This window comes from Salinimonas marina, assembly GCF_015644725.1.
Taxonomy (GTDB): Bacteria; Pseudomonadota; Gammaproteobacteria; order Enterobacterales; family Alteromonadaceae; genus Alteromonas.
On record NZ_CP064795.1, the window covers coordinates 1,543,830 to 1,568,897 of the forward strand.

Annotated in this window: 16 protein-coding genes and 2 pseudogenes; 7 read left to right on the plus strand and 11 right to left on the minus strand. The window is 50.4% G+C overall.

Annotation, left to right across the window (positions count from 1 at the left end):
- The first annotated feature begins 36 nt into the window (after nucleotides 1-36).
- Nucleotides 37-2,022 (plus strand): tetratricopeptide repeat-containing sulfotransferase family protein, encoded by a 1,986-nt coding sequence (locus tag IT774_RS06820; protein ID WP_195811904.1) that lies wholly within the window; start codon nucleotides 37-39, stop codon nucleotides 2,020-2,022.
- Here IT774_RS06820 and ppsR read toward each other — a convergent pair.
- Nucleotides 2,019-2,830, minus strand: a pseudogene (ppsR, locus tag IT774_RS06825) (posphoenolpyruvate synthetase regulatory kinase/phosphorylase PpsR). The gene IT774_RS06820 and the pseudogene ppsR sit on opposite strands and share 4 nt — an antisense overlap.
- A gap of 185 nt (nucleotides 2,831-3,015) precedes the next feature.
- Between ppsR and ppsA the strand changes: the two are divergent.
- A complete protein-coding gene (gene ppsA / locus IT774_RS06830; protein WP_195811905.1) occupies nucleotides 3,016-5,388 on the plus strand; it encodes a phosphoenolpyruvate synthase in 2,373 nt (790 codons plus the stop codon).
- A 90-nt stretch (nucleotides 5,389-5,478) separates the two neighbouring features.
- Here the strand turns inward: ppsA and IT774_RS18000 are convergent.
- A pseudogene (locus IT774_RS18000) lies at nucleotides 5,479-7,379 on the minus strand (AI-2E family transporter).
- A 227-nt stretch (nucleotides 7,380-7,606) separates the two neighbouring features.
- Here IT774_RS18000 and IT774_RS06845 point away from each other — a divergent pair.
- Nucleotides 7,607-8,419: a phosphatase PAP2 family protein gene (locus IT774_RS06845; RefSeq protein ID WP_195811908.1), complete on the plus strand. Its 813-nt coding sequence runs from the start codon at nucleotides 7,607-7,609 to the stop codon at nucleotides 8,417-8,419.
- A gap of 90 nt (nucleotides 8,420-8,509) precedes the next feature.
- On the opposite strand, the gene IT774_RS06850 is transcribed toward IT774_RS06845, so the two are convergent.
- Nucleotides 8,510-8,725: a tellurium resistance protein TerC gene (locus IT774_RS06850; protein WP_195811909.1), complete on the minus strand. Its 216-nt coding sequence runs from the start codon at nucleotides 8,723-8,725 to the stop codon at nucleotides 8,510-8,512.
- Nucleotides 8,726-8,887: 162 nt separating this feature from the next.
- Between IT774_RS06850 and ydiJ the strand changes: the two genes are divergently transcribed.
- Nucleotides 8,888-11,941 (plus strand): D-2-hydroxyglutarate dehydrogenase YdiJ, encoded by a 3,054-nt coding sequence (gene ydiJ / locus IT774_RS06855; RefSeq protein ID WP_195811910.1) that lies wholly within the window; start codon nucleotides 8,888-8,890, stop codon nucleotides 11,939-11,941.
- On the opposite strand, the gene IT774_RS06860 is transcribed toward ydiJ, so the two are convergent.
- The 7 genes from IT774_RS06860 to IT774_RS06890 form a co-directional block, all read right to left on the minus strand.
- The gene (locus tag IT774_RS06860) at nucleotides 11,938-12,396 is read right to left on the minus strand and encodes a GNAT family N-acetyltransferase (protein ID WP_195811911.1); all 459 of its coding nucleotides are present in this window, start codon (nucleotides 12,394-12,396) and stop codon (nucleotides 11,938-11,940) included. The two genes, ydiJ and IT774_RS06860, sit on opposite strands and share 4 nt — an antisense overlap.
- 57 nt (nucleotides 12,397-12,453) lie before the next feature.
- Nucleotides 12,454-13,593: a cupin domain-containing protein gene (locus tag IT774_RS06865; protein ID WP_195811912.1), complete on the minus strand. Its 1,140-nt coding sequence runs from the start codon at nucleotides 13,591-13,593 to the stop codon at nucleotides 12,454-12,456.
- 36 nt (nucleotides 13,594-13,629) lie between these two features.
- A complete protein-coding gene (locus IT774_RS06870; protein WP_195811913.1) occupies nucleotides 13,630-15,009 on the minus strand; it encodes an adenylate/guanylate cyclase domain-containing protein in 1,380 nt (459 codons plus the stop codon).
- Between the two features lie 100 nt (nucleotides 15,010-15,109).
- The gene (gene purB / locus IT774_RS06875; RefSeq protein WP_195811914.1) at nucleotides 15,110-16,483 is read right to left on the minus strand and encodes an adenylosuccinate lyase; all 1,374 of its coding nucleotides are present in this window, start codon (nucleotides 16,481-16,483) and stop codon (nucleotides 15,110-15,112) included.
- A 20-nt stretch (nucleotides 16,484-16,503) separates the two neighbouring features.
- Nucleotides 16,504-17,127 carry a high frequency lysogenization protein HflD gene (hflD, locus tag IT774_RS06880; RefSeq protein ID WP_195811915.1) on the minus strand — a complete coding sequence of 208 codons (624 nt, stop codon included), beginning with the start codon at nucleotides 17,125-17,127 and terminating at the stop codon, nucleotides 16,504-16,506.
- On the minus strand, nucleotides 17,127-18,266 hold the full coding sequence (gene mnmA, locus IT774_RS06885) for a tRNA 2-thiouridine(34) synthase MnmA (RefSeq protein ID WP_195811916.1): 1,140 nt from the start codon (nucleotides 18,264-18,266) through the stop codon (nucleotides 17,127-17,129). Before mnmA ends, hflD begins: the two co-directional genes overlap by 1 nt.
- A gap of 113 nt (nucleotides 18,267-18,379) precedes the next feature.
- Complete coding sequence (locus IT774_RS06890) at nucleotides 18,380-18,931, minus strand: pseudouridine synthase (RefSeq protein WP_332308886.1); 552 nt, start codon at nucleotides 18,929-18,931, stop codon at nucleotides 18,380-18,382.
- A 386-nt stretch (nucleotides 18,932-19,317) separates the two neighbouring features.
- Between IT774_RS06890 and IT774_RS06895 the strand changes: the two genes are divergently transcribed.
- A complete protein-coding gene (locus IT774_RS06895; RefSeq protein WP_195811918.1) occupies nucleotides 19,318-21,540 on the plus strand; it encodes an NADP-dependent isocitrate dehydrogenase in 2,223 nt (740 codons plus the stop codon).
- Between the two features lie 460 nt (nucleotides 21,541-22,000).
- Here IT774_RS06895 and cspD read toward each other — a convergent pair whose 3' ends face one another.
- Complete coding sequence (gene cspD / locus IT774_RS06900; protein WP_195811919.1) at nucleotides 22,001-22,222, minus strand: cold shock domain-containing protein CspD; 222 nt, start codon at nucleotides 22,220-22,222, stop codon at nucleotides 22,001-22,003.
- A 205-nt stretch (nucleotides 22,223-22,427) separates the two neighbouring features.
- On the opposite strand from cspD, the gene clpS reads away from it, so the two are divergent.
- Both clpS and clpA read left to right on the plus strand, forming a co-directional pair.
- Entirely contained in the window at nucleotides 22,428-22,748 is a 321-nt protein-coding gene (gene clpS, locus IT774_RS06905) for an ATP-dependent Clp protease adapter ClpS (protein WP_195811920.1), read from the plus strand.
- A 25-nt stretch (nucleotides 22,749-22,773) separates the two neighbouring features.
- The gene (gene clpA / locus IT774_RS06910) at nucleotides 22,774-25,050 is read left to right on the plus strand and encodes an ATP-dependent Clp protease ATP-binding subunit ClpA (protein ID WP_195811921.1); all 2,277 of its coding nucleotides are present in this window, start codon (nucleotides 22,774-22,776) and stop codon (nucleotides 25,048-25,050) included.
- Nucleotides 25,051-25,068 lie beyond the last annotated feature (18 nt).

Here is a 25,068-nt window from a genome sequence, read left to right on the forward strand (position 1 = left end):
GGTTGCCGTTTTCATTTATCCAAAGACAAAGAATTTATGGCTGAACAAGCACCTGCATCAACGAAAAAAATACCGCTGGCGACAATCCAGCAGGCGATAGGTCAATCACAGTTTGCTCAGGCAATCGACATGTGTAACCACCAACTGGCACAGAACCCGGCCCCAGGCGAACATATCCAGCTATGGTATATGCTGGCGGTGGCACAACGGTTAAACAAGCAGCCAGAACATGCCCTGGAGACATTACACCAGCTATTGGAACTGCAGCCGGACCATGGCCGGGCGTTTCAGGAAAAAGGCTATTGTTTGCGCAGTATGGGCCAGACCCGTGAGGCTGCTGCGGCGTTTTATCAGGCCACCCGGTTCAATCCTGCCCTGATCAGTGCCTGGCAGCAACTTCTGAGTCAGTACCAGGCTTCGGGGAATAGGGATGCTTTGCAACTGGCCACTCAACACCTTAAGCATTTGCAAGGTTTACCGCGACCGGTGCTCGGGGCCTACGATCTGATGTACGAAGGGCAGCTTTATAAGGCCGAGCAGGTTTGCCGACAATTTTTACAGCAACATAAGCATCATTTTGAAGCAATGTTACTGCTGGCCGAGCTGGGCATCCGAATGAAGGTGTATCACGATGCCGAATTTTTGCTTGAAAGCTGCACCACTTTATACCCGCAGGATGAACGTGGCCAGATTGCCTATCAAAGCTTACTGCTGAAGCTGGGTAAGTACCCGCAGGCGGTGAGCCTGGCCCGGCAGCGATTACAGGGCAATCCTGACAATCTGTCGGCGCTCACCGCGCTGGCCGAAGGCTTAAGCGGTACCGGGGAGTTGACCGAAGCCGTGGCAATTTACCAGCAACTTCTTGACATCAACCCGGACAAACCCGGCCTGTGGCTGGCTCTGGGTCACCTGCATAAAAGCTCAGGCGCGCTGGAAGCGGCGATAAGTGCCTATATGAAGGCAGCTGAGTATCAGCCGGATTTAGGCGATGCGTACTGGAGCCTGGCGAATACCAAAACCTACCGCTTCACCGACCCCTTGCTTGAAAAAATGCAGCAACTGGAGGCTGAGCCGAACACCGGCCTTACCGATCGTATCCATTTATGCTTTGCCCTTGGCAAAGCTTATGAAGATAAAACTGAATATCAGCAGTCATTTGCGTTTTATCAGCGCGGCAACCGCTTACAAAAATCCACCCTGGACTTTGATATACGCCGTACCGAAAAAGCCTTACACACTCAGCAGCAGGTATGCGACAGAACCTTGTTTGAAATGGATTATGGCCACCCGGCTACTGACCCCATCTTTATTGTGGGTTTGCCCCGGGCCGGGTCAACTTTGCTGGAGCAGATTTTGTCGTCCCATTCCCAAATCGACGGCACCATGGAGCTGCATGATATTTTAGGCATTGCGTCTGAACTGGCGGGGCAGAAAGACGGCTACCCGCACAACCTGCACCGTCTAAGTGATACGCAGTGCCGGGCACTGGGACAACGGTATCTGGATCAAACCCGTGCCTATCGCCAGGGCGGCAGGTTTTTTATCGATAAAATGCCCAACAATTTTGTGCATATTGGTCTGATAAAAAAGATTCTACCCAATGCCAGAATTATAGATGCCCGTCGCGACCCACTGGCATGTTGCTTCAGTGGCTATAAACAATTATTTGGTGATGGCCAGGAATTTAGCTACGATTTGCAGGATATTGGTCGCTATTATAAGGCTTATGAACAACTGATGAACCACTGGCATCAGGTCCTGCCCGGTCAGATTCTCACCGTGCAACATGAGTCCGTACTGGATGATCTTGAAGGGCAGGTGCGCCGCTTACTGACCTTTATCGGCGTAGAATTTGAAGCGCAGTGCCTGGAGTTCTACAATACCCGTCGGGCGATTAAAACCCCAAGCTCTGAGCAAGTGCGCCAGCCCATCTATCAAAGCGGCCGGCATCAGTACAAAGCGTATACTGCGTATCTGACGCCGTTATTTGAGGTACTGGGCCAGGCCCCGCCACAACATTAGTATTTGCGGCGCTGCAATCCGGTTTCGGCCAAAATTTTGGCCGAAATTTCTTCAACCGAAAAACGGGTACTGTTTAAAAACGGAATTTTTTCGCGTCGGTACAGATTTTCAACCTCCCGCAATTCCATCCGACATTGCTGCATCGAGGCGTAGCGACTGTTGGCCCGACGTTCCGAGCGTATCTGGTGCAGCCTCTCTGGGTGAATAGTCAGACCAAACAATTTGTTTTTATAGCGGCGCAGTGCCGACGGTATTTTCAACATATCCCCCATGTCTTCTTCGGTGAACGGATAGTTGGCGGCTTTAATGCCATATTGCAACGCCAGATATAAGCTGGTGGGGTTTTGCCGGAACGGGAGACGCCCACCAGAATTATATCGGCATCACCATATTCTTTAAGATTAGACCCGTCATCGTTGGCCAGCGCATAGTTCACCGCTTCGATACGTATATCGTAGGTGGTTTCATGAATACTGTGGGTCCGGTGTTTTTCCGGCTTGGAGGGCACCCCCAGTACTTTTTCAAGCGGGGCCACAAACTGGTCCAGAAAATTGTAGTTAATGCCCACTGAGCGCGAGATTATCTTGCGTACATCTACATTCACAATTGTATAAAAAACGAGCGGCCGTTCTCCGCTATCTTGAAAACTTTCAGATATTTGTTCGAGCACCCGATAAGCGTGTTCTTCAGTTTCCACGAAAGGAATGGTTTGGTGTTTCAGCTCCATCGGGAACAGAGACAGCAATGCGTGACCAAAAACTTCTGCGGTGATGGCTGTACCATCTGAAATATAATATGCGGTTCTCACAGCCGGTCCTTCTTTTTGGTGTAATAAATTTACAGAATTAATAAAAAGTTTACTTTCATTTTTCGCCCATTCTATGATGGTTTCAACGAAAAGCCAGCCGGATAACCACGAAATGTGAGTTCGGTTGTCAAACTCAATCCATTTTAATGGACACTATTATAGTCAAAACGCTGGAGGCTCAGGCTGTGCAAGAATACGTACTTTGGTATCAAGAGTTGGGGATGCAGGATGTTGGTCGTGTAGGCGGCAAAAATGCATCATTGGGCGAAATGATTTCAAATCTGGCTAATGCAGGCGTTCAGGTACCTGGAGGGTTTGCGACTACGGCGGACGCTTTCAACAAGTTTTTGTTGCAAAGCGGATTGGATGATCGGATTCATCAGGTGCTCGATTCGCTGGATGTGGATAATGTGGATGCGCTGGCAGAAGCCGGTACCAAAATTCGTCAGTGGATCATCGACACGCCATTTGAACCAGAGCTGGAAGCAGCGATTGGTTCTGCGTTTAAAACCTTACAGGGTGATGCCGGCGATGAAGCCTCCTTTGCGGTACGTTCCTCGGCAACCGCAGAAGACATGCCGGATGCCTCCTTTGCCGGACAGCAGGAAACCTTTTTGAACGTTAAAGGGTACGATTCAGTCCTGGTGGCCATTAAGCATGTTTATGCTTCTTTGTTTAACGACCGGGCTATTTCTTATCGGGTGCATCAGGGTTACGACCATAAAGGGGTGGCGTTGTCAGCCGGTGTCCAGCGCATGGTCCGCTCTGATATTGCCTCCTCAGGCGTTATGTTTACCATTGACACCGAGTCTGGCTTTAACGATGTGGTCTTTATCACCAGCTCGGTAGGGTTGGGGGAAATGGTGGTGCAGGGGGCGGTGAATCCTGATGAATTTTATGTGCATAAGCCAACCCTGAAACAAGACAAGCCTGCGGTTATCCGGCGTAATCTTGGCAGCAAGATGGTCAAGATGGTTTACTCCGATGATGCGGAGCACGGCAAACAGGTTAACATCGTCGATGTTGATCGCGCCGACAGCATGAAGTTTTCCCTGACCGATGCCGAGGTGCAGGAGCTGGCCAAGCAAGCGGTTATTATCGAAGAGCATTATCAGCGTCCCATGGACATCGAGTGGGCCAAAGACGGCATCGATGGCAGACTGTATATTGTTCAGGCCCGGCCTGAAACGGTACGTAGCCGTGAAGACAGCCAGACCATCGAGCGTTTCCAGCTTAAAGATCAGGGGTCGGTGATTTGTGAAGGTCGTGCGATTGGTCACAAAATTGGTGCCGGTACCGCTAAAGTACTGGGCTCTATCGACGAGATGAACAAAATTAAGGCCGGCGATGTGCTGGTAACTGACATGACGGACCCGGACTGGGAGCCTATCATGAAAAAAGCCTCGGCCATTGTTACCAACCGTGGGGGCCGAACCTGTCACGCCGCCATTATTGCCCGGGAACTGGGTATTCCGGCGGTTGTTGGTTGTGGTAATGCCACCAACAGCATCAAAACCGGCGATGCGGTGACGGTGTCTTGCGCCGAGGGTGATACTGGTTTCATCTATAACGCCGAACTGGATTTTGATGTGGTCACTTCTCAGGTTGATTCAATGCCCGATTTGCCGCTGAGCGTGATGATGAACGTGGGTAACCCGGATCGCGCCTTTGATTTTGCCCGTCTGCCAAATGAAGGTGTGGGCCTGGCGCGTCTGGAATTTATCATCAACCGTATGATTGGTGTGCATCCTAAAGCGCTGCTAAATTTTGATGACCAGCCTGAAGAGCTTAAAGAAGAAATTTCCGACATGATCGCCGGTTACGACTCGCCGACCGAGTACTACATTGAAAAACTGGTTGAAGGAATTGCCACCATTGGCGCGGCGTTCTCACCTAAAAAGGTGATTGTGCGCATGTCAGACTTTAAGTCGAATGAGTACTTCAACCTGGTGGGCGGTTATCAATACGAGCCGGACGAAGAAAACCCGATGCTGGGTTTCCGTGGCGCCAGCCGTTATGTTTCAGAAGAATTCCGCGATTGCTTTGCGTTAGAGTGTGAAGCCATCAAGCGGGTACGCAATAAAATGGGACTGACCAATGTTGAGATCATGATTCCCTTCATTCGTACCGTCGAAGAAGGTCAGCAGGTTATTGATTTGCTGGCCGCTGAGGGGCTCAAGCAAGGCGAAAATGGTCTGCGTGTGATTATGATGTGCGAACTGCCATCAAATGCATTGCTGGCCGATAAATTCCTGGATATCTTTGATGGCTTCTCAATTGGCTCTAACGACCTGACGCAGCTGACGCTGGGTCTGGACCGGGACTCAGGTTTGATTGCGCATTTATTTGAAGAGCGCAACGAAGCCGTGAAAGCCTTATTGTCGATGGCCATTCAGGCTGCCAAAAAGCGTGGTAAGTATGTGGGTATCTGTGGCCAGGGCCCCTCTGATCACGAAGACTTTGCTGCCTGGCTGGTGAAAGAGGGCATCGATTCGGTGTCATTGAATCCTGACTCTGTGGTAGAGACCTGGTTGTATCTGGCAGAAAATCAGAAATAATCAATTACGTTGTTAGTAGCAGGCCGCCCCAAGGGGCGGCTTTTTTATGGCTTATCACTAATAAAGAGGCAGACCCTGTTTTAAAATCCTTTATTGCAGGCTATCCACGGCGGGAATATCAGCCGGTGTGTCTGCCTGAGAGGTAACATTTAACTGTCCCAGTTGCGTTCGTATCGCTTCCAGACACTGGGCCAGGGAGGTGACAACCGTGGTGTTCACCGTCGAGGGGATACGCTTTTGCAATTCCTGCGCCTCAATATCCGGGCTCCATACTCCAAGGACACAGGCTAGGGTGTCATCTATCTTGTTGAGTCTGCGACACAACCGCCGGGCAGGCATAAACGCATCGGGCGGCAGTCCGGTTACACAGACCAGGGCAGGACGTTCAGTGGTAGGCTGACGGGTGAACTCTGCCGCAAAATTATTCGCCGCCGCAAGCTGCGACGAAATATTATGGGTTTTTAAAAAGGTCGCTAAGATCTGCGCTGACAACTCGCCAATACCTTCTTTGGCAGGCACCACCACAACCCGGTTACATTGTGCGGCGGTAAGGCTTTGGCTGCTGTGGTCTTCTATTGTTTCAGCTTGCGGTTCAGTTTCTTTGTCAGGTATCTCTGCAGGGTCCAGCTCATCGAGCAACTCTGGCACATTTTGCAGAATGAAGGTATAGCGTATGTCGGCCAGATCTTCCTGGTGACGGTCAACTTCTGCCAGATTAAGGGCCGGCATCAGCAGTTGGTCGAAATATTCCGCCAGGCTGTGTTCTTTTAAATATGTGTGAGAAAGATAAAGCATCTCGTCGTAATCCATCGCCAGCATGCGCTGATAGAGTCTTTCATGGGGCTTAAGGGCCGGCACACTGCCTAATAACACACTGATAAAATTGAGGCTGGGCACATATTTACCCAGCACCACCACACACACGGTAAGGGGCGTAGACAAAAACAATCCCACCGGACCCCACAGCCAGGTCCAGAATACCGCAGCCACCATCAGGGCAAAATTTGAGGTCCCGGTACTCACCCCGTATAGCCAGGGCTCAATAATATTATTGCTGATGATTTCAAGGCTTAAAAACAAACCCAGCGCCATAAAAAATTTCGACCAGCCCGGGTCAATGGCAAATGCCAGGGCTAACGGAAAGGCGGCGGCAAGCCAGGGCCTAGATAAGGAATAAAACGCAGCAACGTTGCTAAAAAGCCCCATAGCATGGCATTGGGCACACCGATAAAATATAAACCGATGCCAATGGGAATGCCATAAGCCGCATTAACGACAAGCTGCATAACCAGATAACGGGAAACCCGCTTGGCGGCTTCATCCAGCGCTTCGGTGGCGATATTAAGCCGTCCGCCGCTGGATATCCGGATGAAGCGTTCCCGTAAATCTTCGCGCTGGAATAAAATGGCGACCACAAAAATAGCAATTAACGCGGTAGTACCTAAGGGGCCGACAAATGGTCCGAACATCTGCGAGGCTGACTCAAAGAAGTTCATTTTGGCAGGCCTGATTTCTACCGCTACCGGCTTTGCCACATCCACATACGGTTGCGATTGTTCGGTCGCAACATCGGAAGTGTCGTTGTTAAGCTCCCGGCGCAGATTCTCTACCACATCGCCGGCCCGGCTTAACGGACTTGAGTCAGGTTGCGGACTGGAAAGTTGCCGCAGTTTACCGCGAATGGTTTGTTCGTAGCCCGGCAGTTGTTCGGCCAGACTGACCACCTGCACACTGATAGTCCAGAAGGTGGCGGCAATAATACTAAAGGCAATAATCACTGTCACCAGAATGGCGACCACCCGGGGCAGGCCGATACGCTGCATTCTGATCACGAGTGGTGCCAGCAGGAAGGTCAGCATTACCGCCACCGCAATAGGCATGATCACAGCTTTGGCAAAATACAAAATCGCGACCACCAGCGACAGACCGATCAAGGTCATATAACTGCTATGTTTAAGCAAATTGCTACTGTCGGCCAGAGTTTCCTTCATCACCACATTTTCCTGTTGATAGTCGATGGGCAGGACCGCCACCTGTATTTGAGAATACGTATCAGCTATTGATCTAGCGCGAATTTAACCAAAGATAACCGCAAAATTTTGTTGCAGGCGCTGTGGTCGGGACCACTTGCTACAAATGAAAATCGAATCAGGCCGATCTGAAAGCAACATTCCCCCTTATACAATCAACAGGTAATGACTAACGAATTGAGAATATAATGGCGGATATTATCGGTAAGAAGGGTTTCGCAGCCTATAAAGCATTGGATTTATTCAGACGAAAAAAACAGCACAACAGTGTGTTTGAATCAAAAACCTTAAGCGCAGTAACACGCCCACCTGCAGTGGTAGCATTAGCGGCTGCCGCCTATGGAGCCTCGCGCTTTTCCGATTCAAAAAAACTGCAAAACACCCTGTTGCGAGCCACGCTCAGCTCGGCCCTGGCGGGGCTGGTCAACGCCGGCTTAAAACGGGTGATTGGGCGGCGGCGTCCACGGGCCACGATGGGCCCGGCATTCAAAGGATTCAGTCTGGATGATAAACACAATTCCATGCCATCGGGCCACGCGGCTGCCGTGACGGCGGTCGCTGCCAGCTTACCGAAAAGTTATGGGCCGTTACTGGCCGCTGGTGCAGCGACGGCCATTATCGGACGCTCTCGGACCAAACGTGACGCGCACCATTTCACCGATGTGCTGGTGGGTGGCTGTGTGGGCTTCGCTTCGGCGCATCTGGTCTCCAAACTGTTAAAAAAATCTGGTAAATCAAAGTATAAAACCAAAACCACTGACAACACAAAACAGGCAGATGGCACTGACCAAACCTTTAGCCAGGGGGATTCTTATCAGTCCGCTGAACAAGATGGTCAGACCAGCAAGGCCGCCACCAGTACCAACCAACAAAACGAAGCGAAATCTACCGGCAAAGCATCTGCAGGTGCCTCCGCAGCCAGCAAGTCAGGCTCGTCGGCTACTGATAAAAAAACCGGTGACACCAAGGCGGGGAAAACCTCAGCCGCAACTAAAAAGTAACAACATTACGGCCCGCTAATAAAAAAGCGTGATCCGGCTAAAGGAACACGCTTTTTTTTGTCTATGTAGGGCAATGCGAGGCTACGCGATTTAGCGAAGTTTGCGCGACAGCAATACCGCATCAATTTTACGTGCGCTACGGGTCATAGAGCCCTGACAGAATTTGAGCCAGCCGCGGGCCCGTGGCCAATCGTAGCTGAGTAATACCAGCCCACTGATAACCAGCAAAATTGACCCGGGCAACAGGGTAAGCACCACACCGGCAGCAAACAACAAGCCCCCAAGGGTAAGTCGAAGTGTTTTCATCGAAAAGATAACTATTAGCAAGTTATGATTACGCCCAGTATAGCTCAGCAAGGTTGGGAATGAAGCCATCAGCTCGTAACAAAATGTGTTACATAAATTTGTATCACAATCTTTAGAATAGCCTAGAGGCCGAGGCGTCACCCGCGTATACTAAAGGGCAGAATGTTGTTTGGAGTTAACTCATTGAATTTGCCTCGTATTGCCCCCGACAGTACTCTCGAGAAAAGTTACAAACTGTACCTGGATGCATTGCAGGCCAGTGCCTTCACCGGTGATATTGAATTTCAGTATGCCAGCCGGATGGCGATGGCGACCGATAATTCGGTATATCAGGCGATTCCGCAAGCAGTGGTGTTTCCAAAAACTGTGGCTGATTTGCAATGTCTTGGCGAGCTGGCCAATCAGCATAGTAGCGTTAAGTTTGCGGCGCGCGGTGGTGGTACCGGCACTAACGGTCAGAGTCTGACCTCAGGCATAGTGGTGGACTTATCCCGGCACTTTAATCAGATTCTTGAACTCAATATTGAGCAAGGCTGGGTGCGTGTGCAAACCGGCGTGGTTAAAGATGCATTAAATGATGCGCTGCGTCCTCATGGATATTTCTTTTCACCGGATCTTTCTACCAGTAACCGGGCCACGCTGGGCGGAATGATCAGTACCGATGCCTCGGGCCAAGGCTCGCTGGTGTATGGTAAAACCAGTGATCATGTGTTGGGGCTAACCACTATCCTGGCGAACGGTGAGCGTCTGGATACCACGCCATTAACGCTTGACGAGGCACGCGAGGTTGCGGCTCACAGCGACACCCGGGGCCGAATTGTCCGCCAGATTCTGGCCACCTGTGTGGATAAACGGGATGAAATCGTGGCCAAGTTTCCACGTATGAACCGGTTTCTGACCGGGTATGACTTAGAACATGCCTATGATGCGCAACATCAGCGTATTGATATCAGCCGCCTTATCACCGGGGCCGAAGGGTCGCTGGGCTTTGTGGCTGAAGCCAAGCTGTCGATAACGCCCATTGCCCGCCACAAGACGCTGGTGAACATTAAATACGATACCTTTGAGTCGGCGCTGCGACATGCGCCGCGGATGATTGCCGCCAAAGCCACCTCAGTTGAAACCGTCGATAGCAAGGTGCTTAATCTGGCTAAGACCGACATCATCTGGCATTCCATTTCTGGCTTGATTACCGAGGTGCCTGAAAAGCCCATGCTCGGGCTTAATATGGTGGAGTACAACAGCAACGACCAGCAGGAAATTGATGCTCGGATTGCGGCGCTCGAAGAAGAGCTTAGCCAGGATATCGAAACCGGCCGCAACGGGGTTATCGGCTATCAGCTTACCACCGACACCGCCGATATCGGTAAAATATATGCAATGCGCAAAAAAGCGGTGGGCTTGCTGGGTAAGGTCGATGGTCCTAAAAAGCCAATTGCCTTTGCCGAAGACACCGGGGTGCCACCTGAAAATCTGGCCGATTTTATTATGGATTTTCGCGCGCTGCTGGATGCCCATCATCTGCAATACGGCATGTTTGGTCATGTAGACGCCGGGGTACTGCATGTAAGGCCCGCTCTTGATTTGAATGACCCGGCCCAGGAACAACTCATGCACCAGATTTCGGATGAAGTGGTGGGGCTGGTGGCCCGCTATGGTGGCCTGATGTGGGGTGAGCATGGTAAGGGCTACCGCAGTGAATACGGACCTGAATTTTTTGGTGAGTCGCTGTTCACTGAGCTTCGTAAAATCAAAGGGGCTTTCGACCCGGCCAATAAAATGAACCCGGGTAAGATTTGTACGCCACTACAAAGCGATGAGGCACTGGTAAGAGTGGCTGATCCTAAACGTGCCACGTTTGACCGCACCATTCCGGTGGCGTTTAAAGAAGAGTTTGAGCCTGCCATGAACTGCAACGGTAATGGACTGTGCTTTAACTATGATACCACCTCGCCCATGTGTCCCTCGTTTAAGGTTACCGGTGACCGGCGTCATAGCCCCAAGGGGCGAGCCGGGTTAATTCGTGAATGGTTGCGCCTGCTAAGTGAGCAAGGGGTCAATACCAACACCTTAAAAGCCTCTGAATTTACCAGCTCGTGGTGGCAACGCTGGCGCAACACCCAGCGCCACGATGACGACTTTTCCCATGAGGTTTTTGCTGCCATGGATGGGTGTCTTGCCTGTAAGTCGTGCTCGGGACAATGCCCAATCAAGGTTGATGTGCCGGATTTCAGAGCCCGCTTTTTATCACTGTACTACCAGCGCTACAGCCGGCCGCTGAAAGATTATCTGGTCGGCAGTATCGAGCGCATGGCCCCGCTTATGGCTAAAGCGCCAGCATTGTTTAACAGTGTTCAGAAACAACCCTGGGCCAACCGGCTGATGAAAAAGACGCTGGGTTATGTGGATATGCCATTACTATCCTCGCCACCATTAACCAAGCGGGTGACGTCTGAAGTACAACGCTTTGACTTAGAACAGATGCAAGCCATGTCAAAAGAGCAGCAGCAACAACATGTGCTGATTGTGCAGGACCCGTTCACCTCATTTTATGAGGCCTCGCTGGTGGCCGATTATGTGCAGCTGGTGCAGGCATTGGGCTTTACGCCATTGCTGCTGCCATTTAAACCCAATGGTAAGCCTGAGCATGTTAAAGGCTTTTTAGAACGATTTGCCCACACCGCGAAAAATACCGCTGACTTTTTGAATCAGTTAAACGACATTGCCAGCCCAATGGTGGGCCTGGATGCGTCACTGGTGCTGTGCTATCGGGATGAATATGTAAAAGCACTAGGCCCGGCCAGGGGGCAGTTTAATGTACTTACCGTCCATGAATGGTTGGCCGAGGTTCCTGTTGAGCGCTTCAATGCAACAACACAGAACGACACGCCACTGGCGCTATTTGCCCATTGCACCGAAAAAACCGCGCTGCCGGCAAGCGAACAAGCCTGGCAAAAAATCTTTGCAAAGGTGGGGAAGGCTGTGGAAATTGTGAATGTGGGGTGTTGCGGGATGGCTGGCACGTATGGCCATGAGGCGCATCAAAAAGACAATTCGCTGGGTATTTACAAGCTGTCCTGGGAGCAGGCTATTGCCCGGTTTGCCCCAGAGCAAATAATGGCGACCGGCTACTCCTGCCGGTCTCAGGTGAATCGTATTGATGGCTTTAAACCAAAGCATCCTGCACAACAACTACTGACCTTGTTGCAGCGCTAATGCAGCTGGGTCACATCCGGTAGCTTGAAACGACTTACCGGACAGCTCATGGGCTGGCGGGCGATGCCCGCTTCCATAAATGCCTGGCCGGTGGCAGTGAAGCCAAGTCGGGTATGATGCTCAACACTGGCTATATCGCAGTTCAGAGTTACATTTTGCATTTTGCTCAGACGGGCATGCTCGATCAGAACACTGAAAAGTTTGCGATAAACAATGAGTTTACGATAGCCAATCCGGATTGCCACCCGGCCAATTTCCCCGCATGGGGTAAGGCGCGCGGTAGCGATGGCTTCACCTTGCTCATTACTTAAAATGATGTGTATGGCCTGACGATCAAGTTCATCAAACTCACAATCGCGAGGCATTTGCCACTCCAGCACAAAGACCTTTTCACGTAATTCGGTTAGCCGCTGACTGGCGCTCGTCCAGTCTACTTTCTCCACTAAAAAAATCATAGCTGTTGCCTGTCTCATGATCAGCGCGGGTGGTACAGGTTATAACGGCCAACTGCTTCAGGAGTCTTCCTTTTGCTCCCAATAGCCCTTATTTATCAGTGTAGCCAAAAGTTCAAAAAAAGCATTATCTGGCGTATAATTTTTTACGAATATATCGCTAATTAGCTCACCTTCAAGCACAACAAGTATGCAGGTGCGATCTTCGCCGGCATAACAAAATGCTTCGCCATTGATATAAAAGGTCAATGTGCTGCTGGCGGTATGCTCACAAAATACCGGCCGGCAGCCGGGAATGCGTTCATACACAGCGCCCTGAGCTAACAAGCCGGGTAATTGCTGGGCGTGAATAAGCGCTTCGGGGGTATCCAAAGATAGCGGCTGGTCGCTTAACATTCGCATCAGCGCATCTTCCCACTGGGGTTGGGTGACGGTTTCCAGAATCATTGACTTAAGCGTGGTTAACTCGGCGCGGCTGATTTTACCAGGATGGCTGACGGGCTGACGCCCAGAGTCGCTGTAACGTACATTCTGGGTCCCGGGTTCATCAAAAATAGCCGGGAGCGCATTCACCAGCTGCTGCTGATCCGGTGCGCGAAAGCCCACAGAGTAAGTCAGACAGGGGGCCTCTGCCACACCTTCATGGGGCCATCCCGGGGGCACATACAAAATGTCGCCGGCTTCAAGTACCACATCAATGACCGGCTCGAACGGTTCAACCTGGGCCAGCTGTGGGTGTGGGAAGACGGGCAGGTGGTCGCCAGGGCGGCCTACTTTCCAGCGCCGGCGTCCCTTGCCCTGAACCAGAAAAACATCGTACTGGTCAAAGTGAGGGCCCACCCCTGCACCTGGGGTAGCATAGCTTATCATCAGATCATCCATGCGCCAGTAGGGCAGAAATTTAAAGGCTTCCATTAATTGCGCCGCTTCGCTGATATAGCGGTCAACGCCCTGTACCAATAAGGTCCAGTCGCCCAGACAGACTTTTTCAAAGTCATCAAAAGGACCATGGGTAATATGCCATTGCTGTTGATGATGCTGAATAATGCGACTATCGACTTCGTCTAATTCGCTGAGCCCGGCCAAATCATTTTCATCCAGAAAGTCGGAAAAATGCTGAAATCCCTGGCGAATAACCATGGGTTGTTGTTGCCAGTAGTCACGTAGAAAAGCAACGGTGTCTAGTTGAAGAGGAAACACGATAGTGGCCCTGAATATTGCAAAAGTATGGGGCTATTATACAAAACAATGAGAAGATTTGTGCAGACTGTGCGCTGGATATTGATTACGTAGCAGTGTGGGCGGACCCGGCTTAAATCCTGAACGCGGATTCTGCCCAATCCTGGCGGCGGTATGCGGACACACCATGACTTTGTCGGTGCTGGCGTATTGCTCGAGCCGGGCCGCAAGGTTTACCGTTTGTCCCCACACATCAAAGCAGGGTTTATGCTGGCCGATAACACCGCCGGTCACCGGGCCCGTGGCGATCCCAACCCTGACACCCAGGCTAAAGCCATACGAGCAGGATAATTGCCTGACCACCTCAATCGCGGCATAGGCAAAATAGCATAGCTGTAAAGTGGGATCAGGCTGAGAACGAAGGCCCGACGCGTTGCGGTCAAGCCCGCTTACAGCCATATACTGATCGCCATTGGTTTTTATTTTTTCAATGCCAAAACTCGCCGCCAGGGTATCGAGCTGTCGATACAGCGCATCCAGCAGTTTTACCACTTCCGCCTCGCTGAGTATGGTATTAAGCCGGGTGTAGCCTTCTAAGTCCGCAAACAATACACTGACATTGTCGAATTCCCGGGTAGTGCGGGTCGCGTGCGACGCCGCGCCTGAGGGGCTGGGCATAAGATGCGCATACCAGGGGCGGGGCGCAGACGCTTGAAAATCTTGCTGCTGCCTGCCTCGAATCACTCGCAAAACCACCAGGCAGCTTATGCCAAAGATCAGGTTTATCAGTAGCGGCACCGGCCCTGTCTGCTCATGATTATAAGCCAGCAGGCCGGCTTCAAGCCCGACAAAAACAATCAAACAGCCGGTTTCAGCCAGCTTTCGGGCGCGGGATTCCTGGCGGGTAAACAGGTAGGTACAGGCGACCATCAGCAAAATTAAAAAATACTGTAAGCCGATATCCTGCTGCCAAAGCATCGTAATCGCCGCGAGGCCCGACATTATTGCCAGTAAAAACAAGGTGCGGGCAATGGGGAAGGCGTGGGAGATAGAGCAGGTGGCAAGCACCGCGCTTATACCAAAAAGCAGAGCATGGAGCAGCATCACACTGAATAACGGAGCGCCAGCCGGGATGGCCAGCAACACATACACTGTATAAAACAGTAATACCGTAGCAACGCCAAGACTGGCGCAGGCGATTAGCCGGCGAATAGCGTGGGTGCTTGCGCCTTCACTAGTATGATTTTCCGAAATATGGGCTGCAGAAACATTGGTGCCAGGAGGATTGGTTCCAGCGGCACCTGCTCCAGAAGCATTGGTTTCACAAACATTATTTTCAGGAACAGTTGGTTCAGAAATAGTTGTTTCAGGAGCTGGGGTTTGATTAACATGCACAGCAGATATCATCCATAATAGCCGCAATGTTGAGGTCGCCATGCCGCCCTGTTAATAACCGGACGCCACTGTATTTTTTAAGCTGTAACGTTAGCTTAGCAGGCGCCGCGCTCCTAAACGGGGCGACGCCGACAGCTAATCATCAGTCAGGTAACTGATCGACAAGCCGTTCTGCATCACCAATATAACTGGCGGGAGACAGTTTTTTCAACTCGTCCTTAGTACTGTCCGGCAACTCCAGCGTATCGATAAACTGGCTGATGGCCTCAGCATTAACTTTTTTGCCCCGGGTCAGCTCTTTCAGTTTCTCATAAGGCTTTTCAATACCAAACCGGCGCATGACGGTTTGGATAGGCTCAGCCAGCAATTCCCAGTTGTTGTCCAGCTCAGCCCGCAAGCTGGCTTCATTCACCTGTAACTTGCTGATGCCCTTTAAGGTGGCCTGATAAGCAATTAACGAATAGCCGACACCCACGCCCAAATTGCGTAACACGGTAGAGTCGGTCAGGTCGCGCTGCCAGCGTGAAATTGGTAACTTAGTCGCCAGATGATCAAAGATGGCGTTAGCCAGACCCAGATTACCCTCTGAATTTTCAAAATCGATGGGGTTAACTTTATGCGGCATGGTGGAGGAACCAATTTCGCCGGCTACGGTTTTTTGCTTGAAGTGCCCTAAAGCAATATAACCCCAGATATCGCGGTCAAAATCGATAAGGATAGTATTAAACCGGCCTACCGCATCAAATAGCTCAGCGATATAATCATGCGGCTCAATTTGGGTGGTGTAGGGATTCCAGCTAACGCCCAGACTGGTGACAAACTGTTCAGAGACCTGATGCCAGTCAATATCCGGGTAGGCCGACAAATGCGCATTGTAGTTCCCTACGGCGCCGTTAATTTTACCCAGCAATTCAACCCGGGCAATCTGGTCGCGCTGACGAATCAAACGCATTGCGACATTGGCCATTTCCTTACCCATGGTCGTGGGAGAGGCAGGCTGGCCATGGGTACGCGCCATCATGGCGACACTGCGGTATTCTTTGGCAAGACGCTTTAGTTCGCTGATGATTTTGTCACAGTAAGGCAGGATGACATTATCGCGTGCATCGGTAAGCATCAGCGCGTGAGAAAGGTTATTAATGTCTTCTGAGGTGCAGGCAAAATGAATAAATTCACTGATGGCATTCAATTCGCTATTGTCTGCTACTTTTTCTTTTAAAAAGTATTCCACCGCTTTGACATCATGATTGGTGGTGCGCTCAATGTCTTTGATACGCATGGCATCGTCAACCGAAAAGTGTGCCACAATCTCATTGAGCAACGCATCAGACTGTTCACTAAATGCCGGCACTTCGGTAATTTGCGCATTGGCGGCCAGCATCTGAAGCCAGCGAACCTCTACCTGAACACGGTATTTGAGCAAACCATATTCACTAAAGATACCACGCAGCTCTTCACTTTTACCGGCATAACGGCCGTCTACCGGGGAAATAGCGGTTAACTGATTCAGTTCCACCTTACATGCTCCTCACATTTTTAAATTAAGCGCAGCGCCTCGCTGGCACTGCTCACAATACTTTTGCGGTTTAACAGGATTTGACGGCGCTTACCGCCCATTTGACGCCACATAACCGCGGCCCGCACACCGGCCAACAAGAGCGCTCTGACCCGATGCTGGTTTACCGGCTGGCGCAGATGATCCGGATTACCGGCTACCTGAATACGCGGTGCCAGCGGGCTGATGATATCGGAATAAATGCTGGCCAGCGAACCGACAATCTGTACATTATCAAAACTGACATGCGCCAGCTGCCGCTGTACATGGGTGATCCGCTCGCCCAGTTCATTCATGGCATTGTTCTTGGCGGCCAGTTTACGTTCCAGGCCCAGCAAGCTGGCAATGTAGCGGGTAAGTTCGGTATCTTTGGTGGAGGACTTATCTGACAGCTGCATTAGCAAAGTCTGATAGCCCAGTTTCAGATTACTGAGGCTGCCAAACACGTGCTGAGGATTTTCCGGGTCTGTAACCAGAATACTGGACAAACTGGCTTCAAAAGCGTCCTGATCAACCTGACCATTACGAGCCACCTGTTTTACCAGCGCGGCAGCCTGACACACCCCGGCCAGGGCAAGATGTTGTTCTATTTTAGGATCAAGCATTAGCGGATATAACTCTCAATAATAGCGCCGCCCAGACACACTTCCTCCAGATAAAATACCGCAGACTGACCCGGGGTAACGGCTTTTTGCGGCTCATCAAAGGTCACGGTCACTTCATCCTCCCCGCTAGGGGTAATGGTGCAGGCGATATCGTGCTGGCGGTAACGGGTTTTGACGGTAGCTGTTAAGGTTTCGGTTAGCGGTTCACGGCTAACCCAGTGCAGCTGGTTGGCCACCAGACCATTGGAATATAAACGCGGGTGATTGGCACCCTGACCGACAATCAGCACATTCCGGGCTACGTCTTTGTCGACCACATACCAGGGGTCATCGCCAAACTCTGCCAGACCGCCAATATGCAAACCCTTACGCTGACCCAGAGTATGGTACATAAGACCTTCATGGCGACCAATCGTCTGACCTTCGGCGGTTTCGATATCGCCTGGCTGCGCCGGCAGATAGCGTGACAGAAAGTCTTTAAATTTACGCTCACCGATAAAACAGATACCGGTAGAGTCTTTCTTATCGGCTGTGACCAGCCCCTGTTCTTCGGCGATACGGCGCACCTCGGGTTTTTCGAGGTTGCCCACCGGGAACAGGGTTTTGGCGATATGGGCATGGCTGAGGGTATACAAAAAATAGCTTTGGTCTTTGTTGTTATCCAGACCGCGCAGCATTTGCCATTTGCCATTGACTTCGCGGCGCTGCACGTAGTGGCCCGTGGCGATATAATCTGCGCCTAAATCTTCGGCCGCAAATTCCAAAAAGGCCTTAAACTTGATTTCCTTGTTGCACATGATATCTGGATTGGGTGTCCTTCCTGCTTTGTATTCAGCAAGAAAGTACTCAAACACATTGTCCCAGTATTCAGCGGCAAAGTTGATGGTATGAAGATGAATGCCCAGTTTATCTGCCACTGACTGCGCATCTGCCAAATCTTCGGCGGCGGCGCAGTACTCGTCATCATCATCTTCTTCCCAGTTCTTCATGAACAGGCCTTCAACCTGATACCCCTGCTGTAGCAGCAGATAGGCAGAAACTGAGGAATCGACACCGCCAGACATGCCGACAATGACTTTTTGTGATGTAGTGGAATGGGGGCTGGAAAGGGGTTCTGTCACCGTATTCTCTTCACTCATAACGCTGTTAAATCAAAGGTCGCGAATTCTAGCAGATATTGTGCATATTGACACACTCTATGGAAGTACCAAGCAAGCCCGGTTCAGGCTTTTTTGCACCATCTTATTACCGGTTATAAATCAAAGCGGACGAATTCGCCGTTGGCAATCCCGTCGATGGTCCAGCTTCCCACCCGATGACGAATCAGGCGTAACGTGGGAAAGCCTACATGCGCGGTCATACGCCGCACCTGCCGATTGCGCCCCTCGGTAATGGTCAGGCTGATCCAGGAGGTGGGGATATGCTGGCGGAACCGCACGGGGGGAGTTCGCTCCCACACGGCGGGTTCCTCCATCAGCTTCACTTTGGCAGGGGCCGTCATGCCATCTTTAAGCTCGACGCCGGCACAAAGTTGCGCAATGGCTTCACTGGTTATCTGACCTTCCACCTGTGCCCAGTAGGTTTTACTGGTTTTGGCCTGCGGATTAGCCAGTTTGTGCTGCAGTTTGCCGTCGTTGGTTAACACCAGTAAGCCTTCTGAATCCCGATCAAGACGGCCGGCAGGATAGACATCCGGCACCGGTACAAAATCTTTCAGCGTAGCCCGCTCCTGCGCATCGGTAAACTGAGACAATACATTAAATGGCTTGTTGAGCAGTATTACAGTGGAAGCACGTTTCGCCATATTAAAGGACCCTGACATTTTACAATAAGAAAAGCAGCAGTTTATCAGTTTTTGCAGGCAAATGCCTGACGGCAACAGGCGCGCAAGGTACGGGGGCGAATCGGGATCAGGGTGTAAAGCTGATCCCAAAGGTTAAGACAATGGTATGACTTGTAACTGAATTATTCGTCCCTATACTATTGGACGCGGCATTTTTTGTCGGGTTTGCTGATGCTTAGTGTTCGCTGCTCTTTACGGGTCGAGGCGGACAAGGAACACGCAACCCCAGCCGCAACGACCCGACAATACAAGGTGCCGGAACACGTGTTACTGACAGTAATGACTGTTTCAGCAACGCACCCAACGGACTAATTACGGTAAATTTACCGCAAACTTTGAGGTATATAATGACCAAAGCCAAGTCGACTATCGTCTACACCAAGACGGACGAAGCGCCTATGCTGGCGACTTATTCGTTGCTTCCCATTGTCGAAAAATTTGCTGGTGCAGCAGACATCGATATCGAGCTAAGTGACATCTCACTGGCGGCACGCATTCTGGCAAACTTTTCTGATTACCTGGCCGATGACCAGCAGGTACCCGACGCACTGGCAGAGCTTGGCAAGCTGACTCAGGATCCCAACGCGAACATTATCAAGTTGCCAAATATTAGTGCCTCGATACCGCAGCTACGCGCTGCCATTAAAGAACTTAATGCCAAAGGCTATGCGGTTCCTGCGTTTCCTGAAGATCCACAAACAGATGAAGAAAAAGATGTTCGTGAACGCTATGGTAAAATTTTAGGCAGTGCGGTAAATCCGGTATTGCGTGAAGGTAATTCTGACCGTCGTGCGCCAATGGCGGTGAAAAACTATGCCCGCAAATATCCCCATTCAATGGGCGAGTGGAGCCAGGCTTCACGTTCACATGTTGCGCATATGCAAAAAGGCGATTTCTTCTCCAGCGAAAAGTCGACTACTGTCGATAAAGACGGTCATGTCAGCATTGAATTTACCGACAAGCAGGGCAATAAGAAAACGCTTAAGCCGCGGGTAGACTTGCTGGCCGGTGAAGTTATCGACGGCATGTACATGAGCAAAAACGCGCTGTGCGAGTTTTTTGAAGAACAGATTGAAGATGCTAAAGATGCCGGCGTGCTGTTTTCACTGCATGTAAAAGCCACCATGATGAAGGTTTCACACCCCATCGTATTTGGCCACTGCGTTAAAGTATTTTACAAAGAGCTGTTTGATAAATGGGGCGACCTGTTTGATGAGCTTGGCGTTGATCCAAACAATGGTTTGGGCAGTGTTTACGATAAGATTGAAAGCTTGCCAGAATCTAAGCGCTCTGAAATTCAGCATGATATCAATGCCTGCTATGGAAACCGTCCGCCGATCGCGATGGTTAACTCCGATAAAGGCATCTCGAACCTGCATGTACCCAGCGATGTCATCGTAGATGCGTCTATGCCTGCTATGATTCGTAATTCAGGCAAGATGTGGGGACCGGATGGCAAATCACACGACACCAAAGCCGTGATCCCAGAAAGTACCTATGCCACCATTTACCAGGAAGTCATCAACTTCTGTAAAACCCACGGTGCCTTCGATCCTACTACCATGGGTACAGTGCCAAACGTAGGTCTGATGGCGCAAAAGGCCGAAGAATACGGTTCTCATGACAAAACATTTGAAATGGAAGCCGACGGTAAAGTTCAGATTGTCGATGCCGATGGCAAGGTTCTGATTGAACACGATGTGGAAGAAGGCGATATCTGGCGTATGTGTCAGGCCAAAGACGCGCCCATCCAGGACTGGGTGAAGCTGGCGGTGACCCGTGCCCGTCAATCGGGTATGCCGGCGGTATTCTGGCTGGATGAAGAACGTGCCCACGATGCCCAGCTTATTACCAAAGTTGAAAAATATCTGAAAGATCATGACCTAAACGGTCTGGACATCCAGATTATGTCTCCGGTCCGCGCTATTCGTTATAGCATGGAACGTGCGATACGTGGCCTTGATACCATCTCGGTAACCGGCAATGTATTACGTGATTATCTGACAGACTTGTTCCCGATTCTGGAGCTGGGTACCAGTGCCAAAATGCTATCTATTGTGCCGCTGATGGCTGGTGGCGGGCTGTATGAAACCGGCGCAGGTGGTTCAGCGCCTAAGCATGTTCAGCAGTTTGTAGAAGAAGGGCACTTACGCTGGGATTCGCTAGGTGAGTTCCTGGCACTGGCGGTATCGTTTGAAGATGTTGCGATTAAACATAGCAATGGTAAAGCAAAAATCATCGGTACAGCGCTGGATAAGGCAACCGAAAGTCTGCTGAACAACGGTAAATCGCCGAAGCGTAAAGCCGGCCAGCTGGATAACCGTGGCAGCCATGTCTGGTTAGCATTGTATTGGGCCAAAGAAGTGGCGTCCCAGACTGAAGATACTGATCTGGCCGCTAAATTCAAAGATATTGCAGAACAGCTTGAAACCAATATGGATGCCATCTTAGAAGAAATTGATGCGACCCAGGGTAAAGAGCAGGACATCAATGGTTACTATTATCCGGATACGGATAAAGTGTATAACGCCATGTCTCCAAGTAAGACCCTGCATAAAATTCTGGCTTAATGCCTGAAACATAGCGTTATCAACAAAAGCCCGGTGTTTACCGGGCTTTTTTATGTGAGCAGGAAAAGAGGCGCAGTGCGCGGTTAATGCTGTTTAGATTAGTGTTTATTGTGGTTGGTGGTGCAGGCAGCCCCAACAGTGCACAAGCGTTAGATATCCAGACGATTATTAGCCTTCAATATCCCGCTTAACGGTTCGATGGGGCAGGGGCATCAGTCAGGGCGCATCAGTCAGAGGGTAATAGTCACAGGGCGTAACTGTCACAGGGTGTAAACCACGGGTTGATAACCGGTAAATAGCACGACCGGCATTGTTTGAGGTGGGGCGGGCAGGCCGTGGGACCCACGGGCACGGCGGCAGGTCGCATTGCTTCAGCTGGGGTGATCATTAGCCCATAAAAAAGGCCTTTGCCTAACCAAAAGTCAGAGAAAAGCCCTTTAGATACAAGGTTTTTAAGGTATTAACGCTCTGGTTCGTCGCCCATTAACCCGATGTTTTCGGCATGTAACCCTTTAGGGCCTTGCTGAACGTCGAAGGTCACATCCTGACCTGCTTTCAGCGAGCGATAGCCTTCCATCTGAATTGTTGAGTAGTGAGCAAATATGTCTTCGCCGCCGTCTTCCGGAACGATGAAACCAAAACCCTTTGCGTTGTTAAACCATTTAACTTTACCAACCGCCATACTTCGACTTCCTCTTAATCCTTGAACTCACACAGTTATGCCCCCACAATATATTTTTAGAGGCAACTATGACTAAATGCGTCACTTCATCTAGCCATAGCTAAACTGTAGATTTTTTAAACACTGAATGTCAAGCGTAATTTACCAGAATTAATCTGTCTGAAAAAATTCAGCGTAATACACGCTAAGGCACTATCCTATTACTATGAGTAGAGACAACGCGATCAGTATCGAAAAAGAAAAACTCCGTGAAGCGCAGCGCCAAAAAACGCAGCCGCCACCAATGTATAAAGTGTTGTTAAATAATGATGACTACACGCCAATGGACTTTGTGGTAGAGGTACTCATGCATTTCTTTAATATGGATGCTGAGAAGGCCAATCAGACTATGTTAACTGTGCACTATCAGGGTAAAGCAATATGTGGAATTTATACCGCAGAGATTGCCGAAACCAAAGTAATGCAGGTCAATCAGTACGCACGCAAACAACAACACCCACTTATGTGCACCATGGAACAGGCGTAAGTCAACTAACTATAGGGCGAGCGATATGTTGAATAAAGAATTAGAGCAAACGTTAAATGAAGCCTTCGTGTTTGCCAGAGAACACCGCCACGAATTTATGACCGTTGAACATCTGCTGCTGGCTTTGATGGACAACGCTTCTGCACAGGAAGCCCTGAAAGCCTGTGGTGCTAATATTGATGCGATTAAAGCCGAGCTTATCGAATTTGTAAAAGACACTACGCCATTAATTCTGGAAGACCAGGCCAGTGAACGCGAAACGCAGCCCACATTGGGTTTTCAGCGTGTACTTCAGCGTGCGGTGTTCCACGTACAATCTTCAGGAAAAGACGAAGTAACCGGGGCCAATGTGCTGGTCGCTATTTTCAGCGAACAGGAATCACAGGCGGTTTATATCCTCAAAAAAGCCGATGTTACGCGCCTGGATGTCGTGAACTACATTAGCCATGGGGTCAGCAAGTCAGAAGATGAAGAAGCGCCGGGCAATGCTGACGCAGGCGAAGAAGGCGCTGAGGGTGAAGACAATGACTCGGCATTAAGTAAGTATGCCTCTGATCTGAATCGCCAGGCCAAAGATGGCAAAATTGACCCGTTAATCGGGCGCGACTCTGAAGTGGAACGTACTATTCAGATTTTATGTCGTCGTCGCAAGAACAACCCGCTGTTAGTCGGTGAGGCCGGGGTGGGGAAAACCGCCATTGCCGAAGGCCTGGCCTATCGCATTGTCAACGATGATGTGCCCGATGTTATTGCCGAAAGTACCGTGTACTCCCTTGATTTAGGCGGGCTGTTGGCAGGCACCAAATATCGCGGTGACTTTGAAAAACGGCTCAAAGCGATTTTGAAAGAACTAAGCAAAGATGAGCATGCTATTTTGTTCATTGATGAAATTCATACCATTATTGGTGCGGGCGCTGCCTCAGGTGGGGTGATGGATGCCTCCAACTTGCTTAAGCCAAAACTAAGCAGTGGTGAGTTGCGCTGTATCGGCTCTACCACCTATCAGGAATATCAGGGCATTTTTGAAAAGGATCGGGCCCTGGCACGACGTTTCCAGAAAGTTGATGTGGTGGAACCCAGTGTCAGCGATACCACTAAAATTCTGCTGGGCCTGAAAGAACGGTACGAAGAGCATCATAGCGTGCGCTTTACGCGTAAAGCCTTACAGGCCGCGGCTGAGCTGTCGTCAAAATATATCAACGAACGCCATTTGCCGGACAAAGCCATTGATGTGATGGATGAAGCCGGCGCGAGTCAGCGGTTATTGCCACAATCTAAGCGTAAGAAAACCATTAACGTGGCAGAGATTGAGCAAATAATTGCCAAGATGGCCCGGATCCCGGAAAAGTCGGTGTCAGCATCTGATAAAGAAGTACTGAAGAACTTAAGCCGCGATTTGAAGATGATGGTTTTTGGCCAGGATCAGGCCATCGAGACACTGACCAATGCGATTCACCTATCGCGCTCGGGCCTTGGCAACGAAACCAAACCGATTGGTAGCTTCCTGTTCGCCGGACCAACGGGAGTAGGAAAAACCGAAGTGACTCAGCAGTTATCCAAAATTATGGGTGTAGAGCTGGTGCGCTTTGACATGTCGGAATACATGGAACGTCACGCCGTAAGCCGCTTGATTGGTGCGCCTCCAGGTTATGTAGGATTTGATCAGGGTGGCTTGCTTACCGATGCGGTCATTAAAAATCCGTACTCGGTGGTGCTGTTAGACGAAATCGAAAAGGCGCACAGCGACATCTACAATATTCTGCTGCAGGTTATGGATCACGGTACGCTGACCGATAACAACGGCCGCAAAGTAGATTTTCGAAATGTTGTGCTGGTGATGACCACCAATGCCGGCGTGCAGGAGACGGTACGTAAGTCGATTGGCTTTAAGCAACAGGACCACAGTCATGATGCGATGAGTGAAATCAATAAGATTTTCTCACCGGAATTCAGAAACCGGCTGGACGGGATTATCTGGTTCAATCACCTTGAAACCGACATTATCCTGCAGGTGGTGGATAAATTTATTATCGAATTGCAGGCCCAGCTGGATGTTAAGGGCGTGTCGTTAGAGGTAACCAGTGAAGCCCGGGCGTACCTGGCTGAAAAAGGCTATGACCGGTCTATGGGCGCACGACCAATGGCACGTTTGATTAAAGACGAAATTAAGCGTGAACTGGCGAATGAGCTGTTATTTGGCGAGCTTGCCAAAGGGGGCAATGTGAAAGTTGCTCTGGATGACAACAAACTGGTGTTTTCGTACACCGGGGTTGACTCTAAACAGAAACAAACTGAGTCTTAATCTGCCACTAATACGCAG

Excerpts from the sequence above, each read along its gene's own strand:
- IT774_RS06860 (WP_195811911.1), bottom strand. The coding sequence starts at position 12,396 with ATGATTTTTTTAGTGGAGAAAGTAGACTGGACGAGCGCCAGTCAGCGG.
- clpA (WP_195811921.1), top strand. The coding sequence starts at position 22,774 with ATGTTGAATAAAGAATTAGAGCAAACGTTAAATGAAGCCTTCGTGTTT.
- hflD (WP_195811915.1), bottom strand. The coding sequence starts at position 17,127 with ATGCTTGATCCTAAAATAGAACAACATCTTGCCCTGGCCGGGGTGTGT.
- IT774_RS06890 (WP_332308886.1), bottom strand. The coding sequence starts at position 18,931 with ATGGCGAAACGTGCTTCCACTGTAATACTGCTCAACAAGCCATTTAAT.
- ydiJ (WP_195811910.1), top strand. The coding sequence starts at position 8,888 with ATGTTGTTTGGAGTTAACTCATTGAATTTGCCTCGTATTGCCCCCGAC.
- clpS (WP_195811920.1), top strand. The coding sequence starts at position 22,428 with ATGAGTAGAGACAACGCGATCAGTATCGAAAAAGAAAAACTCCGTGAA.
- IT774_RS06845 (WP_195811908.1), top strand. The coding sequence starts at position 7,607 with ATGGCGGATATTATCGGTAAGAAGGGTTTCGCAGCCTATAAAGCATTG.
- mnmA (WP_195811916.1), bottom strand. The coding sequence starts at position 18,266 with ATGAGTGAAGAGAATACGGTGACAGAACCCCTTTCCAGCCCCCATTCC.
- IT774_RS06850 (WP_195811909.1), bottom strand. The coding sequence starts at position 8,725 with ATGAAAACACTTCGACTTACCCTTGGGGGCTTGTTGTTTGCTGCCGGT.
- IT774_RS06870 (WP_195811913.1), bottom strand. The coding sequence starts at position 15,009 with ATGGCGACCTCAACATTGCGGCTATTATGGATGATATCTGCTGTGCAT.
- cspD (WP_195811919.1), bottom strand. The coding sequence starts at position 22,222 with ATGGCGGTTGGTAAAGTTAAATGGTTTAACAACGCAAAGGGTTTTGGT.
- IT774_RS06895 (WP_195811918.1), top strand. The coding sequence starts at position 19,318 with ATGACCAAAGCCAAGTCGACTATCGTCTACACCAAGACGGACGAAGCG.
- IT774_RS06820 (WP_195811904.1), top strand. The coding sequence starts at position 37 with ATGGCTGAACAAGCACCTGCATCAACGAAAAAAATACCGCTGGCGACA.